Raw genomic sequence first — 15,791 nt, forward strand, 5'->3', positions numbered from 1 at the left:
CGGAACTCCCGTCGCCGCGGCCGGCCCCCAGTGTGACCCGGGACGGTCAGCCGTCGTCACCCGCCACGACGACGACGTGCAGGGTGCGCGGCCCGTGCACCCCCTCCACCCGGTCCAGCTCGATGTCGCTGGTGGCGCTCGGCCCGCTGATCCAGGTGTGCGGGCGGGCGGGGTCCAGCGCGGCGACGCCCTCCGGCACCCCCGGCACGACCTGGTCGGCCCGGACCACGCAGACGTGCAGGTCCGGGACCAGGGTGGCGGCGCGCCTGCCCTGGCCGGGGCCGTGGTCGAGGATGATCGTGCCGGTCTCGGCGATCCCGATCGCCGCCGTCGACAGCACGCCGTCGCAACGGTCCAGCTCGGACACCCCGACGTCCGGCCCGTCGGTGACGACCTCGACGTCGGCGGGGACCAGCCCGGCGGGGAAGCCGGGCGGGACGAGGATCCGCAACCGTCCGCCCCCGGCCAGCGGGGAGCGCCCGGCGAGCGCACCCGCCACGAGCCCGGCGGCGGTCGCGGGCGTCGCGCGCTCCACGACGGCCCGGTAGTCCGCGACCTGCTCGGCGAACAGGTCGACGACGTCGGCGTGGGACCGGTCCCGGGCCGGGGCCGGCCGGACGATCGGGACGTCGACGTCCGGCTCGGTGTCCGGCACGTCGGCCAGCGCCCGGCGGGCCTTCTGCAGGATCGCGTCGCGTGCGCTCATCGCCGGTCCCCGTTCCCGCCGTCGTTCCCGTTCGCGTTGCCGGCGCCGCCGTCGTCGCGGTGCCCGCCGTCGGTCCGTTCCCACCACTGCCGGAACGACTCCGCGGCGGGGACGGGGACGTCGCGGGAGTCGGACCAGGCGCCCGCCGGCCCGCCGGGGATCGCGCCGAGCACGTTGCGTCCGCCCGGCGCCGTCCGCCCGATCCTGGCGGCGAGCCGGCCGCCCCAGCCGGCCGCCTTCTCCGCCGCACCGGTCCGGGCCGACGACGACAGCGTCCACGACGCGGCCTTCATCGCCATGTCCTGCACCGACGGGACCCGCGACGCCTGCTGGTGGGCCTCGACGACCTCGCTGCGGAGGTGCACCAGGACCTCCGGGATGTCGATCCGCACCGGGCAGACCTCGAAGCACGCCCCGCACAGGCTGGAGGCGTACGGCAGCGAGTCGGTCTGCGGGTCCGAGCCGACCCCGCGGAGCTGGGGCGTGAGGATCGCGCCGATCGGTCCGGGGTAGACCGAGCCGTACGCGTGCCCACCGGTGCGCTCGTAGACCGGGCAGACGTTCAGGCAGGCCGAGCACCGGATGCAGCGCAGCGCCTGGCGCCCGGTGGGGTCGGCCAGGACGTCGGTGCGGCCGTTGTCGAGCAGGACCACGTGCACCTCCTGCGGACCGTCGCCGGGGGTGACCCCGGTCCACGTCGAGGTGTAGGGGTTCATCCGCTCCCCGGTCGACGAGCGCGGCAGCAGCTGCAGCATCACGTCGAGGTCGGCGAAGGTCGGCAGGACCTTCTCGATCCCGACCACCGAGACGAGCACCTCGGGCAGGGTCAGGCACATCCGCCCGTTGCCCTCGGACTCCACGACGGTCAGCGTCCCGGTCTCGGCGACGGCGAAGTTCGCCCCGGACACCGCCACCTTCGCCCGCAGGAACTTCTCCCGCAGGTGCGCGCGGGCCGCCGCGGCCAGCTGCTTCGGCTCGTCGGTGAGGTCGGCCGGTGCGGGACGGCCCGCCCGGCTCATCTCGCGCAGGAAGATCTCGCGGATCTCGGCACGGTTGCGGTGGATCGCCGGGACCAGAATGTGGCTGGGCAGGTCGTCGCCGAGCTGGACGATCAGCTCGGCGAGGTCGGTCTCCCAGGCGTGGATCCCGGCGGCCTCCAGGGCGTCGTTGAGCTCGATCTCCTGGGTGGCCATCGACTTGACCTTGACGACCTCGTCGGTCTCGTGCCGCCGGGCGATGTCGACGACGATCGCGTTGGCCTCGGCGGCGTCGCGGGCCCAGTGCACGGTCGCCCCGGCCGCGGTCAGGGAGCGTTCGAGCTGCTCGAGGTAGCGGGGGAGGTGCCGCAGCACCCGGTTCTTGATCGCCTCACCGGCCAGCCGCAGCTGCTCCCACTCGTCGACCTCGCCGACGACGCCGCCGCGCTTGGTGCGGATGGTGGCCGTGGCGTGGGCGAGGTTGCGGCGCAGCTGGGAGTCCTCCAGCGCGGCCCGCGCCGCGGTGGGGAACGCCGGTGTGCCGAGGAAGGTGCCGCTCATCGGACCGTCTCCTGCTCCCGCGGGGCCGTGCCCGCCTCGGGTGTGGCGCTGCCGACGCTCGTCGGATCGGCCGCCCGCTCGGCGCGGCCGGTGATCACCGGCTCGGTCGAGGCGAGGATCTCGGCCAGGTGCATCACCCGCACCCCCGAGCGCTGCCGGGACAGCAGCCCGCCGATGTGCATCAGGCACGAGTTGTCCCCGGCGACGAGCACCTCGGCGCCGGTCTCCCGCACGTGGCGGGCCTTGTCGTTGCCCATCGCGATCGAGGTCTCCGCGTTCTTCACCGCGAACGTCCCGCCGAACCCGCAGCACTCGGCGTCGCCCGGCAGGTCGAGCAGGGTGAGCCCGCGGACCGCACGGAGCAGCCGGGCCGGCCGGTCGCCGACGCCGAGCATGCGCAGCGAGTGGCAGGTCGGGTGGTAGGTGACCCGGTGCGGGAAGTAGGCACCGACGTCGGTCGTCCCGAGGACGTCGACGAGGTACTCGGTCAGCTCGTAGGTCGGCGGGGCGTTCTCGACCCCGCGGACCAGGCCCGGGTCGCCGGACCGCTCCGCGACCATGCCGTGCTGGTGGCGGACCGACCCGGCGCAGGACCCGGACGGGGCGATGATCGCGTCGCAGCCGGCGAAGGCGTCGAGGTGGTTGCGGACGAGCGGGACCGCGTCGGCGACGTAGCCGGTGTTGACCATCGGTTGTCCGCAGCAGGTCTGCGCGGCCGGGAACTCGACCTCGACGCCGAGCCTGCGGAGCAGGGTCACGACGGCCTTGCCGGTGTCCGGGAACAGGGCGTCGTTGAGGCAGGTGACCATCAGGCCGACGCGTGGCATGGGTGCCTCCGGCGATGTGGTGGTTGAGGCTGTGGTCCGACCAAGCTAGCGTCTTGGTCGGACCACAGGCAAGCGGTGCCCGCGCCACGGTCTCCCCGCCGGGGAGCCCGCGCGGCCCGTGGAGACGAAGGAGGCCCGGCCGTGCGGCAGAACGTGCTGGCGATCGGCGACCGTGCACCGTCCGTGGCGGAGGAGGTGTGGGTGGCCGACACCGCGACCGTCGTCGGATCGGTGACCGTGGGCGCCGGGACCGGCGTCTACTACGGGGCCGTGCTGCGGGCCGACACCGAGACGGTGACGATCGGTGCGGGCAGCAACGTCCAGGACAGCGCCACCGTCCACGCCGACCCCGGGTCCCCGGCCCGGATCGGCGACGGGGTGTCGGTCGGCCACGGTGCGGTGCTGCACGGCTGCACCGTCGGGGACGACTGCCTGGTCGGCATGAACGCCACCGTGCTCAACGGTGCGGTCGTCGGCGCCGAGTCGCTGGTCGCGGCGAACGCGCTGGTCCCGGAGGGGATGGAGGTCCCGCCCCGCTCCCTGGTGGCCGGTGTGCCTGCGAAGGTCCGGCGCAGCCTGCGCGACGAGGAGCTGGAGCACATCCGGCGCAACGCGGAGGTCTACCGCGAGCTCACCGTGCGGCACCGCGACGCGCAGCTGCTCGCGACCGGGGCGGATCCGCGCTGACGGACCCGCCCGTGCGGGACAGGAACGCCGGAAGCATCGAAAGCATCGGAAGCGTCGGAAGGGGAGGTGCCGTGTCATCGGGAACCGGCGGGCGGACCGCCACCTACGAGATGGTGCTGACCCACATCGAGCAGGGGCTGACCTCGGGTGCGCTGCGGCCCGGGGACCGGCTCCCCGCCGAGCGCGAGCTCGCGGGCACCCTGGGCGCCAGCCGCACGGCGGTGCGCGAGGCGCTCCGCGTGCTGCAGGCCCAGGGGGTGATCCGCTCCCAGGTCGGGACCGGCGACGGTTCCGGCACCGTGATCGTCCCGGCCCCGGCGCGGGCGCTCGGCCGGGTGCTCCAGCTCCATCTCGCCGTCGACTCGTTCCCGGTCGACGACGTCACCGAGGCCCGGGTGATGCTCGAACGGTTCTCGGCCGGGCTGGCCGCGTCCCGGCGGACCGCCAACGACCTGCTGGTGATGACGGCGGAGCTCGACGCGATGGACGCCGACCTCGATCCCGAGGCGTTCAGCGACGCCGACATCGCCTTCCACGTCCTCATCGCGGGATCGGCCGGGAACCGGCTGGTCAACGAGCTGACGGTGGCGATCCGGGAGTCCGTCCGCGGGGTGCTGCTGGACGCCATGCACGAGCGGGTGGACTGGCCGTCCTTGCGGGAACGGCTGCGCGGGGAGCACCGCGCGATCCACGCGGCGCTCCTGGCGGGCGACGGCGGCCGTGCCGCGGACCTGATGGAGGAGCACATCCGCGCGTTCCACGGCGTGCTCCCGCCGGCCGGGCCCCGGTAGCCAGGGCGCCCGGCCCGGCAGCCCGGTCAGGTCCCGGCGACGACGCGGTCCCGGTCGGCGAACAGCCGCGGCGCGACGGCCCCGGACCCGGCCGTGACCAGGGCGATGCCGACGAGCAGCAGGGCGGGCAGGGTCGACGTCCCGCTGCCGACGGCGAGCAGCGCCGTCGCACCGAGCGGCACGAACCCGGAGACGACGCCGGCGAGGTTCGACGACAGCGCCACCCCCGAGTACCGCAGGTGCGGCGGGAACAGCTCGGTGAGCAGCGCCCCGGACACCGCGTACGGGATCGAGAGCAGGGCCGTGGCCAGCGTGACCCCCGTGATCACCGCGGCGGGCGATCCCGTGTCGATCAGCCAGAACGCCGGGAACGCGGTGAGCGCCGACGCGACACCGCCCGCGACCGTCACCCGCCAGGCGCCGTACCGCTCCGCGAGCCGCCCGCCGAGGATCACGACGCCGATCTCCACCACGGCGGCGACCAGGGTCGCGCCGAGCATGAGCGAGCGCGGCAGTCCCAGCTGCGACGTCCCGTAGCTGATGATGAAGGTGGTGATCAGGTAGAAGCCGCCGACGCCGAGGAACGCGGTACCCGCGCCGACCGCGAGCTGCGGCCAGGCCCGCACCAGCACCTCGCGGACCGGGGAGGATGCACGCTCGTCCTCGGCCAGCAGCTGCTCGAACAGCGGCGACTCCTCGACCCGGCGGCGCAGCCACAGCGCGATCGCGAGCAGCGGGAACGCCGCGAGGAACGGCAGCCGCCAGCCCCAGGAGTCGAAGCTGTCCGGAGGCAGCTGCGCCACGGCGAGGAACGCACCGGACGACAGCAGCGTCCCGACCGGCGCCCCGATCTGCGGCATCGCCGCGTACCGGCCGCGCCGCTCCGGCGGGGCGTGCTCGACGGCCAGGGTGACCGCGCCGCCCCACTCCCCGCCGACTGCCACGCCCTGCAGCAGCCGGAACAGCGTGAGCAGCAGCGGTGCGGCGATGCCGATGGTCGCGAAGGACGGCAGCAGGCCGATCAGGCCGGTCACGATCCCGATCATCGTGACGGTGATGATCAGGCAGCGCTTGCGGCCGATCCGGTCACCGAGATGCCCGAAGATCACCGCGCCGAGCGGGCGGGCCGCGAACCCGACGGCGAACGAGGCGAACGCGGCCAGGGTGGAGACGACGACGTCGTCGGTGGCGAAGTAGAGCCGGTTGAAGACCAGCGCGGCCGCGGTCCCGTAGAGGAAGAAGTCGTACCACTCCAGCGCGGTGCCGACGAACGCGCCGAACGCGACCTTGCGGGCGTCGGTGTCGGTCACCGTCGCGCGTCCCTGTCCCCGGTCCCCGGCCATGCTGCCTCCGCAGGTCGTCGTGTGGGTCGTGCCAGCATCGACGGCGTAGCGGCCGGGCGGAACTCCCGATCGTCGCGTCCTGACTGCGTCGGGCTGTGCAGGTGCACAACGAAACCGGGCCGTCATCTCCGCGGCCGGTGTCTGTGCGAGTGCACAGCCGCCGTCGTCGAACCGGGGGCGGCGGTCCGATGACCGGCCCCGTGGACGCGTGCTGCGATGGGCGCATGACCACCGGCGGCGGTTTCCTGGACGACTTCGCGACCCTGTCGGCCTTCGGCGCGACCGAGCGGGGCGGGGTGCACCGCGAGGCCGCGTCGGACGCCGACGAGGCGCAGCGCGCGTGGTTCGAGCGGTGGCTGACCGGGCACGGCCTGACCGTCCGGTACGACGAGGTGGGCAACCAGTTCGGGCTGCTGGAGCTCGTCCCGGGCGCCCCGTGGGTGCTGGCCGGGTCGCACCTGGACAGCCAGCCCCGGGGCGGGCGGTTCGACGGCGCGTACGGCGTGCTGGCCGCCGCGTACGCGGTGCTCGACCGGGCCGGTTCGGGCGGCGCCGTGCACAACCTCGCCGTCGTCAACTGGTTCAACGAGGAGGGGTCGCGGTTCACGCCGAGCATGTTCGGCAGCGCCGTGTTCACCGGCCTGCTCGATCCCGCCGCGGCGCTCGACACCCGGGACCCGGCCGGGGTCCGGGTCGGCGACCGGCTGGCCGAGATGGGCCACACCGGGACCGGTGCCCCGGTGCTCGCCGACGTCGCCGCCTACGCCGAGATCCACATCGAGCAGGGCCGGGAGCTGGACGGGACCGGCACGACGGTCGGCCTGGTCGCCGACACCTGGGCGGCCCGCAAGTACGACCTCCGCGTGGTAGGGGACCAGTCGCACACCGGGTCCACGCCCATGCCCGATCGGCGTGACGCCCTGCTCGGGGCCGCGCAGCTCGTGGTGCTCGCCCGCACCCTGTCCGACGAGCTGGGCACCGAGGAGGCGCCGCTGCACACGTCGGTGTCCCGGATGGCCGTCGAGCCGAACAGCCCGGTGACCGTGGCCCGCGAGGTCACGCTCAACCTCGACCTGCGCAGCCCCGACGAGGCCCTGCTCGCCCGCGCCGACGCGCTGCTGCACGAGCGGGTCCCGGGCATCGAGGAGTCCGCGCGTGTCGGGGTCGAGATCGCCGGCTCGCACGGCTGGGGTGTCCGGCCGTTCCCGGCCGACGGTGTCGAACTGGCCCGCCGCGCGGCCGACGAGCTCGGGCTGTCGCACCGTCCGATGTCGACCGTGGCCGGGCACGACTCGGTCAACCTCAACGGTCACGTGCCGACGGTGATGCTGTTCGTGCCGAGCGTGGACGGGATCAGCCACAACGAGCGCGAGCTGACCCGCGACGACGACCTCCTCGCCGGCGTCGCGCTGCTGACCGGGGTCGTGCGCCGGCTCGCCGCCGGGGAGATCACCGGACGCTGACCTGGCACGCTGGTGCGCGTGGACTCCGACGCGGCCTGGGCGCGGACCGTGGCGCGGCTGCGCAGGCGGGTGCCGGAGCTGGCGTCCGCGTTCCTCGCCCGGCTCGACGCCGAGGGGCGCTACGACGACCAGCCCGTCACCCGGGAGGACCTGCGGGAGACCGCCGAGGCGTCGCTCGCACTGCTGGTCGACCAGCTCGGCCGCGGCGACGGCCGGATCGATCTCGGGGACCTGCCCGACCGGCTGGGTCGCCGGCGCGCCCGCCAGGGAGTGGACCTCGACGACCTGGTCCGTGCCGTCCGGCTCGACTTCCCGGTGCTCTGGTCGGCCCTGCTGGAACAGGCCGAGGACGCGGCGGCACTCGCCCCGCGGGCCGACCTGCTCTGGGCGGTCGTCGACGCCTACGCGCGCGAGGTGCACTTCGCCTTCCTCGGCGAGCGGGCACTCCTGGCCGAGCAGCAGCGCGACGAGCAGCGGCACCTGCTCGACCTGCTGTTCGGCGCGGGGCCCGCCGACGAGTACCGCGACGCCCGGCTCGCCACCGGCCTCGGCGTGTCCGAGGACGGGGCGTTCGCGGTGTGCGCCGCGCTGGCCGACCACGCGGCGACCCTGCGCGGCCGGGCCGCCCGCGCAGCCGGTGTGCACCTGCGCGACGTCGAGTTCGGCGTCGTCGTGTTCTGGGCGAGCGGAGCGCCCGGGGCCGGGCGGCTGCGCGACCGGCTCACCGGCGGCATCGCCTGCGTCGTCGACGACGGTGTCGCGGGCCTCGCGGCGGTGCCCGGCGCGGCCGCGGCGCTGGTGCGGATGGCGCGGCTGCTCCCGCCGGACGTGGCCCGCCCGCGCGAGCCGCGCGACGTGTGGCCGCTGGTGGCCCGCCGCGCCCTCGACGAGCACGACGGGCTGGCCGGGCGGCTGCTGTCCGGGCTCGACGGCGCCCGCGAGGACGAGGCGGTGCTCCTGCGTGCGACCGCGCACGCCTACCTGGACTCGGGGAGCGTGTCCGAGGCCGCCGGGGTCCTCTACTGCCACCGCAACACGGTGCTGAACCGGCTCCGCCGGTTCGCGCAGCTCACCGGCCTGGACCTGACCCGGCCGCGGGACGCGGCGCTCGCCGTCGTCCTACTGGGGTGAGGGCGGGGGCCGGACGGCGCCGACCAGGCGGAGCGCGAACTCCACCTGCTGCCAGGCCACCTCGTTCTCGGTGGGCCCGGAGTCCTCCCGGAACCACACCGCGACCCCCATCCCGAGGTCGAGGATCGCGTACGACGCGAGCCGCGGGTCGGTCACCCGGAACGCGCCGCGGTCGGTGCCGTCGGCGACCAGGGACCGGAAGCGCCGCTCGTACTCCGTGCGCAGCCCGACGACCTCGGAGCGGCGGGGCTCGACGAGGCTGCGCAGCTCGCGGGTCCCGACGAACGCCTCGCGCCGGTGCCGGGCGTGGAAGCGGACGTGCGCGTCGACCGCCCGGCGCAGGCGCTCCACCGGATCGTCCACACCGGACACAGCCGTGTCGTGCTCGCGGAGCAGCGCGGTCATCGTCTCCTCGATCACCGACGCGAGCAGGTCCTGCTTGGAGCTGACGTGCTTGTAGAGGCTGGGGCCGCGCATGCCCACGGCCGCGCCGATGTCGGCCATCGTCGTCGCCTCGTAGCCGCGGACGGCGAACTGCTCCAGCGCCGCCGCCCGGATCTCCGCCTCCCGCACGGCTCCCAGTGTATAGCCCGGATGTGACGTGGGTCGGCACCTACTTGCGCAGAGCTGCGACGATGGTGGCTAATTATCATTAGCCAATCATCATCAGGAGGAGACATGGCCGTCGACTTCACCCTCGACCCTCAGGTGGCCGAGCTCGCCGAGCGCACGTCCCGGTTCGTCCGGGAGACGGTGATCCCGGTCGAGGAGGCGCACGACGGCGTCGTCCCGTCCGAGGACGTCCGCCGCGAGCTGCAGGACGGGGCCCGCGCCGCCGGGGTGTTCGCGCCGCACGCGGCCGTCGAGTTCGGCGGGCACGGGCTGGACATGCGCGCCCGCGCCGCGGTGTTCGAGGAGGCCGGCTACTCGCTGCTCGGGCCGCTCGCGCTGAACATCGCCGCCCCCGACGAGGGCAACGTCCACATGCTCGAGCAGATCGCCACCGAGGACCAGAAGGTCCGCTACCTGGCGCCGCTGGCCGCCGGCGACGTCCGCTCCTGCTTCGCCATGACCGAGCCCGCCCCCGGTGCAGGCTCCGACCCGGACGCGCTCGCCACCGTCGCCACCCGGGTCGACGGCGGCTGGCGGATCGACGGGCACAAGTGGTTCATCACCGGTGCGGACGGCGCGGCGTTCGCGATCGTCATGGCCCGCACCGCCGGCGTCCCCGGCGAGCGCGGCGGGGCGACGATGTTCCTGGTCGACGCGTCCAACCCGGGGATGAAGATCGGCAGGCACATCCCGACGCTGGACGAGTCGCTCTACGGCGGCCACCTCGAGGTCGAGTTCTCCGACTGCCGGGTCGGCGACGACGCCGTGCTCGGCGAGGTCGACCAGGGCTACCGCTACGCCCAGGTCCGGCTCGGCCCGGCCCGGATGACGCACTGCATGCGCTGGCTGGGTCTCGCCCGCCGGGCGCAGGACATCGCCGTCGCCCGGGCCGCGGACCGGAAGCTGTTCGGGTCCCGGCTGGCCGACCTGGGCATGGCGCAGGCGATGGTCGCGGACAACGAGATCGACCTGCACGCCTCGCGCGGCCTGATCCTGCGGGCCTGCTGGGAGCTGGACCAGGGGCGCAGTGCCGGGATGGAGGTGTCGATCGCGAAGACCTTCACCGCGGAGGCCGTGTGGCGGGTCGTCGACCGGTCGCTGCAGCTCTGCGGCTCGCTCGGGGTCTCGGGGGACATCCCGCTCGGGCGGTTCCTGCGCGAGGTGCGCCCGTTCCGGATCTACGACGGCCCGTCGGAGACCCACCGCTGGTCGATCGCCAAGCGCGTCGTGGGGCGGGCGACCCGATGAGCCCCGACGGTCTCGACCTCCACGCGCTCGACGGCTTCCTGAAGGAGCACGTCGACGGCTACCGCGGCGGCGTCACCGCGGAGCTGGTCTCCGGCGGCCGGTCCAACCTGACCTACCGGGTCACCGACGGCGAGTCGGTCTGGGTGCTCCGCCGCCCGCCGCTGGGGAACCTCACCCCGTCGGCACACGACATGGGCCGCGAGTACCGGTTCGTCGCCGCCCTCGCCGGGTCCGGGGTGCCGGTCGCCCCGGCCGTCGCACTGGCCGACGAGTCGGTGATCGGCGTGCCGTTCGCCCTCACCGGATTCGTCGACGGCGTCGTGGTCCGCAGCGAGGACGACCTCGACGCGTACACCGACGGGCAGGTCCGTGACACCGCGTTCGCGCTGGTCGACACGCTCGCGGCGCTGCACGCGGTGGACGCGACCACCGGGGCGGTGTCCGGGCTCGGGAAGCCGGCCGGGTACCTGCGCCGCCAGGTCGACCGCTGGTACTCGCAGTGGGAACGGGTGAAGACCCGCGAGCTCGGCGACGTCGAGGCCCTCTACGCCCGGCTGGACGCGATCTGCCCGGCCGAGAGCGACGCCGCCGTCGTACACGGCGACTACCGCATCGACAACGCGATCCTCGATCCCGCCGACCCGACCCGGATCCGGGCGCTCGTCGACTGGGAGATGGCGACCCTCGGCGACCCGCTCGCCGACCTCGCGCTGCACACGGCCTACGGCGACCCGGTCTTCGCGCCGGTGCTGGCCGGGTCGGCGGCGTCGACGAGCGCCCGCATGCCGGGTGCCGACGAGCTGGTCGAGCGCTACGTCGCCACCTCCGGGCGGGAGCCGCGGGACTGGTCGTTCCACCGGGGCCTCGCCTACTTCAAGATCGCGGTGATCGCGGAGGGCATCCACGAGCGGCACGTCCGCGGGGACACCCGGGGCGACGGCTTCGCGACCGTCGGGGAGGCCACCGCGCCCCTCGCAGCCGCAGGCCTGACGGCCGCGACCACCTGACCGCCCCGCGCTTCCCGCCGGCGCTCACCGGACCTGCCGGTGCTCACCGGACCTGCCGGTGCTCACCGGACCCGCGGGCGCCCACCGGACCCGCGGGCGCTCACCGGTTCCGGTGGCGCTGAGGGGATCCGTCGGTGCCCACGGGCCTGTCGGCGCTCACCGTTTCCGATGGCGCTCACTTCTTCCGTCCGCGCTCGCGCGATCGGGTGAGCGTTGCTGGAACATGTGAGCGCGGGGATCCGTCGGGCGTCTGCGGGCCTGTCGGCGCTCACCGCTTCCGGTGGCGCTCACCGCTTCCGGTGGCACTCAGGATCCGGTGGCGCTCGCAGGACCCGGTGGCGCTCACCGCATCTGCCGGTGCTCACGGGATCCGGGGCGCGGCGTTCACAGACCCTGCCGGTGCTCACCGATCGGTGGCCCTGACGGGATCGGTCGGCGTCCACGGGTCTGCCGGCGCTCACGGTTTCCGGTGGCGCTCGCCTGTTGTGTCGTCGCTCGTGCGATCGGGTGGGCGTTGCCGGAACAGGTGAGCGCGGATCGGTCGGCGTCCGCGGGCGTGCTGGCTCTCACGGGACCTGCCGGTGCTCACCGATCGGTGGTCCTGACGGGACCGGTCGGCGTCCACGGGTCTGGCGGCGCTCACGGTTTCCGGTGGCGCTCATCTGTTGTGTCGGAGCTCGCCCGATCGCGTGAGCGTTGCCGCAACAGGTGAGCGTCCTCGGTGCGGGGTGCGGGGTGCGGGGGCGGTGGGTCAGGCGGCCAGGCGGTCGACGCGGCCGGGGCGCGGGCCGATCCGGCCTGTGCCGCCGGGGACGTCCAGGGCGGCGATCGCGTCCATCTCGTCGCCGGTCAGGGCGAAGCCTGCCAGGTCCCGGTTCTCCGCGATCCGCTCCGGGGTGTCGGACTTCGGCACCGCTACGGTCCCCCGCTGCAGGTGCCAGCGCAGCACCACCCGGGCCGGGGTGACGCCGTGCCGGCCGGCGATCGCCCGCAGGGCGGGCCCGCCAAGGACCGCGCCGCGGCCGAGCGGGCTCCACGCCCCTGTGACGATGCCGAGCGCCGCGTGCACCGCGTGCAGGTCCCGCTGCTGGTGGTGCGGGTGCAGCTCGACCTGGTTGACCGCGGGCGTCGTCCCGCCGAGGCCGCGCAGCCGGCGCAGGTGCGACGGCCGGAAGTTCGAGACCCCGATCGCGCGGGCCGCGCCGTCGGCGAGCAGTTCCTCCATCGCGTCCCAGGTGCGCAGGCACGGCTCCAGCTCGTCGTTCGGCCAGTGCACGAGCAGCAGGTCGACGTGGTCCAGGCCGAGCCGGTCGAGGCTCTCGTGCGCGGAGCGGATCGCGTCCGCCCGGTCGCGGCCGACGTTCCACACCTTGCCGGTCACGAACAGCTCGGACCGGGACAGGCCGGATCCGGCGAGCGCGGCCCCCACCGCCGTCTCGTTGCCGTAGACCGCGGCGGTGTCGATGCTGCGGTAGCCGCGCGCGAGCGCCTCGGTCACCGCGGCGCGGGCGTCCCGGGACTCGGACACGCCGAAGCCGAGGCGCGGCATCGTGGTGCCGTTGTTCAGGGTGATGGTGGCGTCCGGGTGCACCGGGGTCCTCTCGTCGTCGCACGGCGACGGCGGTGTCGCGGACTCGTCCCGGGTCAACGGGCCCGGCCGGACCCCGCGTTCCCGGTCGTGGGTCGCCTCACCGGTGGTCCGGGTCTCCTCCACCGGCGGCGCGCTCGTCGATCCGGGCCCGGATGCCCTCGTCGGAGCAGAACCCGCGCCGGGTGCGCTTCAGGCACAGCAGGCCGACCAGCCGTCCGGCCTCGACGACGGCGAGCCGGCGCCGCCCGGTGGCGGTCATCGTGTCCCAGGCCGTCCGCAGGTCCGCCGACGGCGCGACGACGCGCCCGGCCAGCGTCCCGGACGGCGCGGCGGGTGCGGCGGGGTCGGCGTCGTCGAGATCGGCCCGCTCGACCACGGAGAGCAGCACGCCGTCGTCGACGACCAGCAGGGCGTGCACCTTGGGGTTGCCGAAGAAGGTGTGCGCGTCCGCGACGGTGGTCGCCGGGCCGCACGTCTTGGGGAAGGTGTGCATGGCAGCACCGACGGAGGCGTCGACCAGGGTGTCCATCGCGCTCCTTCCGTCCGTCGCCTCAGGTGTACCCGGGACGGGCCCGCACCGCACCCCCGCGTCGGTCACTCCGGGCGGAACACCGCGAGCGCATTCGCCAGCATCGCGTAGTAGCCGGTCAGCCACACCAGCGCGGCCAGGGTGTCGCGGCCCAGTACCTGCAGGGCCGTCGTGTACCGGTCGTCGTCGAGGTCGCGGGTGTCGAGCACCGTGCGGACGACGTCGAGGCCGGTCCGCTCGGCGTCGTCGAGCCCGTCCGGGACGACGCCGTCGAGCAACGCCTGCAGCTGGCCGCCCGACAGCCCGGTCTCCCGGCCCAGGCCCTCGTGCGACGCCCACTCGAAGGCGCTGCCGTGGTGCACGGCGACGGCGAGGACGGCGATCTCCCGCAGCCGCGGCGGGAGGTCGGCGTCGAAGCGGAGGGCCGCGCCGACCTGCTGGACGGCGTCACCGATCCGCGGCGAGAACAGCATCGGCCCGAACGGACCGAGCAGCCGCTCCCGGTCGTCGACCAGCGGGACCCGGGCCTGGGACCGGCGCGGGCCGGTCGCGATGCGGGCGTGCAGGGCGGCCCGCTCGTCGTCGAGGTCCGCGGGGTGCAGCGGCGCGGTCCGCGGCGGCCCGGACGGCCGGGGGCGGCCGCGCAGGTCGCCGGCGGGCCCCGCGGTGCGGGGGTCCGGGGTCACGGGATCGGTGCTCACACCGACGGACCCTACGATCGCGGGCGTGTCCCCGAGTCCCGATCCCGTACCTGACGGGTTCCTGCCCTTCACCGAGGTCGCGCTGGACCGGGCCGGGGAGCGGATGCCGGGCATCGACCGGTCCGCGATGGCGATGGTGCTGATGCTGCACCGGGTCGCCTCCGCGATCGTCTACGACCTGGAGTCGACCGTGCACCGCCCGGCGGGCTGGAGCTGGTCGGCGTTCCGCCTGCTGTTCGCACTGTGGGTGGCCGGGGCGCAGGAGGCGGGGCGCTGCGCGGAGCTGGCCGGGATGAGCCGGGCGGCGGTGTCCGCGCTGGCCAAGACGCTGGAGGCGGGCGGTCTGGTGGAGCGCACCGGGGACCCGCGGGACCGCCGGACGGTGGTGCTCGGCCTGACCGCGGAGGGCACCGCGCGGCTGGAGGAGACGTTCGGCGCGCACAACCGGCGCGAGGCGGACTGGGCCGGGCTGCTCACCCCCGAGGAGCTCGCGACGCTGAACGGGCTGCTGGCCAAGCTGGCGGCCGCGGCGCAGGAGCAGGACTGGGTCCGGCGCCGCTGACCCTGGTGTTCACGGGTCCGGCGCCGTACCGTGGCCGATGCTCAAAGGTTTGATGATCTCCGTTCAGCGTCGTCCCGGAGGGTCCCCGCCATGGCCAAGCCGTTCGCCTCGTCCGCCGACACCGCGGCCAAGGAGCAGACCCTCGAGGTGCTCGCCGACGGTGTCTACGCCCTGACGGCCGAGGGCGACCCGAACATCGGCGCGATCGAGGGCGAGGACTTCCTGGTCTGCTTCGAGGCCCTCGCGACCCCGGTGGCCGCCCGGAAGTGGCTGGCGAGGCTGCGGGAGCACACCCGCAAACCGGTCCGCTACCTGGTGCTCTCGCACTACCACGCGGTCCGCGTGCTGGGGGCGAGCGCGTTCGACGCGGAGACGATCGTCGCCCACGAGACGACCGCGGCACTCGTCGCGGAGCGGGGTCTGGAGGACTGGGAGTCGGAGTTCGCCCGGATGCCGCGGCTGGCCGAGTCCGCCGACTCGGTCCCCGGGCTGACCTGGCCGACGCTCACCTTCGCCGACCGCCTCACCATCGACCTGGGCGGCGACCGCGGCGAGCTCGTGCTCGCCCACCACGGGCGCGGGCACACCGAGGGCGACATCACCGCCTGGCTGCCCCGGCAGCGGATCCTGTTCGCCGGTGACCTCGTCGAGGCCCAGGCCGCGCTCTACACCGGCGACGCGTTCCACCGGGAGTGGGCGGCGGGCACGCTGGACGCGGTGGCGGCGCTCGGCGCCGAGCAGCTCGTCGGCGGGCGCGGCGCGGTGAGCCGCGGCCGGTCCGAGGTCGACGCCGCGATCGCCCAGACCCGGCACTTCCTGCAGGTCATGATCGACGAGGTCGGCGCGGTGCAGCGGCGCGGGGGCACGCTCCGGCAGGCGTTCGAGGCCACCCACGCCGCCCTCGTCGACGACTACGGGCACTGGCCGATCTTCGAGCACTGCCTGCCCTTCGACGTCTCCCGGCTCTGGGACGAGCTCGCCGGGATCGAGCGTCCGGTGATCTGGACGGCCGAACGCGACCGGGAGGTCTGGGCGCAGCTGCAGGAGTCCTGACC

At 74.7% G+C, this 15,791-nt stretch carries 16 protein-coding genes; 8 read left to right on the forward strand and 8 right to left on the reverse strand.

What is annotated here, in order from left to right; all coding sequences use genetic code 11:
• Positions 1-46: 46 nt before the first annotated feature.
• From AD017_RS15320 to AD017_RS15330, 3 genes are read right to left on the reverse strand one after another with little or no spacing between them, the layout of a single operon-like run.
• Complete coding sequence (locus AD017_RS15320; protein WP_010240886.1) at positions 47-706, reverse strand: LUD domain-containing protein; 660 nt, start codon at positions 704-706, stop codon at positions 47-49.
• Positions 703-2,244: a LutB/LldF family L-lactate oxidation iron-sulfur protein gene (locus tag AD017_RS15325; protein ID WP_060574637.1), complete on the reverse strand. Its 1,542-nt coding sequence runs from the start codon at positions 2,242-2,244 to the stop codon at positions 703-705. The genes AD017_RS15320 and AD017_RS15325 overlap by 4 nt, the downstream gene beginning before the upstream one ends.
• Positions 2,241-3,071 carry a (Fe-S)-binding protein gene (locus AD017_RS15330; protein ID WP_010240890.1) on the reverse strand — a complete coding sequence of 277 codons (831 nt, stop codon included), beginning with the start codon at positions 3,069-3,071 and terminating at the stop codon, positions 2,241-2,243. The genes AD017_RS15325 and AD017_RS15330 overlap by 4 nt, the downstream gene beginning before the upstream one ends.
• Before the next feature lie 141 nt (positions 3,072-3,212).
• Between AD017_RS15330 and AD017_RS15335 the strand changes: the two genes are divergently transcribed.
• On the forward strand, positions 3,213-3,758 hold the full coding sequence (locus AD017_RS15335) for a gamma carbonic anhydrase family protein (RefSeq protein ID WP_010240892.1): 546 nt from the start codon (positions 3,213-3,215) through the stop codon (positions 3,756-3,758).
• 71 nt (positions 3,759-3,829) lie between these two features.
• Positions 3,830-4,549, forward strand: coding sequence for a FadR/GntR family transcriptional regulator (locus AD017_RS15340; protein ID WP_010240894.1), 720 nt, complete (start codon positions 3,830-3,832; stop codon positions 4,547-4,549).
• A gap of 26 nt (positions 4,550-4,575) precedes the next feature.
• Here the strand turns inward: AD017_RS15340 and AD017_RS15345 are convergent, their stop codons facing one another.
• Positions 4,576-5,859 (reverse strand): MFS transporter, encoded by a 1,284-nt coding sequence (locus AD017_RS15345; RefSeq protein ID WP_227012756.1) that lies wholly within the window; start codon positions 5,857-5,859, stop codon positions 4,576-4,578.
• Positions 5,860-6,116: 257 nt separating this feature from the next.
• On the opposite strand from AD017_RS15345, the gene AD017_RS15350 reads away from it, so the two are divergent.
• Positions 6,117-7,355, forward strand: a complete 1,239-nt coding sequence (locus AD017_RS15350; RefSeq protein ID WP_010240900.1) for a M20 family metallo-hydrolase — start codon at positions 6,117-6,119, stop codon at positions 7,353-7,355.
• 18 nt (positions 7,356-7,373) lie between these two features.
• Positions 7,374-8,486 (forward strand): helix-turn-helix domain-containing protein, encoded by a 1,113-nt coding sequence (locus AD017_RS15355; protein ID WP_060574639.1) that lies wholly within the window; start codon positions 7,374-7,376, stop codon positions 8,484-8,486.
• On the opposite strand, the gene AD017_RS15360 is transcribed toward AD017_RS15355, so the two are convergent.
• On the reverse strand, positions 8,475-9,059 hold the full coding sequence (locus AD017_RS15360) for a TetR/AcrR family transcriptional regulator (protein WP_060574640.1): 585 nt from the start codon (positions 9,057-9,059) through the stop codon (positions 8,475-8,477). The genes AD017_RS15355 and AD017_RS15360 overlap by 12 nt on opposite strands.
• 105 nt (positions 9,060-9,164) lie before the next feature.
• On the opposite strand from AD017_RS15360, the gene AD017_RS15365 reads away from it, so the two are divergent.
• Both AD017_RS15365 and AD017_RS15370 read left to right on the forward strand, forming a co-directional pair.
• Entirely contained in the window at positions 9,165-10,346 is a 1,182-nt protein-coding gene (locus AD017_RS15365) for an acyl-CoA dehydrogenase family protein (RefSeq protein ID WP_060574641.1), read from the forward strand.
• Positions 10,343-11,353 (forward strand): phosphotransferase family protein, encoded by a 1,011-nt coding sequence (locus AD017_RS15370; protein ID WP_060574642.1) that lies wholly within the window; start codon positions 10,343-10,345, stop codon positions 11,351-11,353. Before AD017_RS15365 ends, AD017_RS15370 begins: the two co-directional genes overlap by 4 nt.
• 751 nt (positions 11,354-12,104) lie before the next feature.
• On the opposite strand, the gene AD017_RS15375 is transcribed toward AD017_RS15370, so the two are convergent.
• The 3 genes from AD017_RS15375 to AD017_RS15385 all read right to left on the reverse strand — a co-directional run bounded on the left by AD017_RS15375 (position 12,105) and on the right by AD017_RS15385 (position 14,174).
• Positions 12,105-12,902 (reverse strand): aldo/keto reductase, encoded by a 798-nt coding sequence (locus AD017_RS15375; RefSeq protein WP_060576418.1) that lies wholly within the window; start codon positions 12,900-12,902, stop codon positions 12,105-12,107.
• A gap of 139 nt (positions 12,903-13,041) precedes the next feature.
• Positions 13,042-13,473: a CBS domain-containing protein gene (locus AD017_RS15380; RefSeq protein ID WP_060574643.1), complete on the reverse strand. Its 432-nt coding sequence runs from the start codon at positions 13,471-13,473 to the stop codon at positions 13,042-13,044.
• Between the two features lie 65 nt (positions 13,474-13,538).
• Positions 13,539-14,174, reverse strand: a complete 636-nt coding sequence (locus tag AD017_RS15385; RefSeq protein WP_168170536.1) for a carboxymuconolactone decarboxylase family protein — start codon at positions 14,172-14,174, stop codon at positions 13,539-13,541.
• A gap of 25 nt (positions 14,175-14,199) precedes the next feature.
• On the opposite strand from AD017_RS15385, the gene AD017_RS15390 reads away from it, so the two are divergent.
• Positions 14,200-14,736, forward strand: a complete 537-nt coding sequence (locus AD017_RS15390) for a MarR family winged helix-turn-helix transcriptional regulator (RefSeq protein ID WP_060574644.1) — start codon at positions 14,200-14,202, stop codon at positions 14,734-14,736.
• 90 nt (positions 14,737-14,826) lie between these two features.
• Positions 14,827-15,789, forward strand: coding sequence for an MBL fold metallo-hydrolase (locus AD017_RS15395; protein WP_010224400.1), 963 nt, complete (start codon positions 14,827-14,829; stop codon positions 15,787-15,789).
• The last annotated feature ends 2 nt before the right edge of the window (positions 15,790-15,791 follow it).

This window comes from Pseudonocardia sp. EC080619-01 (assembly GCF_001420995.1).
In the GTDB taxonomy this organism is placed as follows: Bacteria; Actinomycetota; Actinomycetes; order Mycobacteriales; family Pseudonocardiaceae; genus Pseudonocardia.

Coding starts and splice junctions, on each gene's coding strand:
- AD017_RS15320 (WP_010240886.1), bottom strand. CDS start 706: ATGAGCGCACGCGACGCGATCCTGCAGAAGGCCCGCCGGGCGCTGGCC.
- AD017_RS15325 (WP_060574637.1), bottom strand. CDS start 2,244: ATGAGCGGCACCTTCCTCGGCACACCGGCGTTCCCCACCGCGGCGCGG.
- AD017_RS15330 (WP_010240890.1), bottom strand. CDS start 3,071: ATGCCACGCGTCGGCCTGATGGTCACCTGCCTCAACGACGCCCTGTTC.
- AD017_RS15350 (WP_010240900.1), top strand. CDS start 6,117: ATGACCACCGGCGGCGGTTTCCTGGACGACTTCGCGACCCTGTCGGCC.
- AD017_RS15365 (WP_060574641.1), top strand. CDS start 9,165: ATGGCCGTCGACTTCACCCTCGACCCTCAGGTGGCCGAGCTCGCCGAG.
- AD017_RS15370 (WP_060574642.1), top strand. CDS start 10,343: ATGAGCCCCGACGGTCTCGACCTCCACGCGCTCGACGGCTTCCTGAAG.
- AD017_RS15375 (WP_060576418.1), bottom strand. CDS start 12,902: ATGCCGCGCCTCGGCTTCGGCGTGTCCGAGTCCCGGGACGCCCGCGCC.
- AD017_RS15380 (WP_060574643.1), bottom strand. CDS start 13,473: ATGGACACCCTGGTCGACGCCTCCGTCGGTGCTGCCATGCACACCTTC.
- AD017_RS15395 (WP_010224400.1), top strand. CDS start 14,827: ATGGCCAAGCCGTTCGCCTCGTCCGCCGACACCGCGGCCAAGGAGCAG.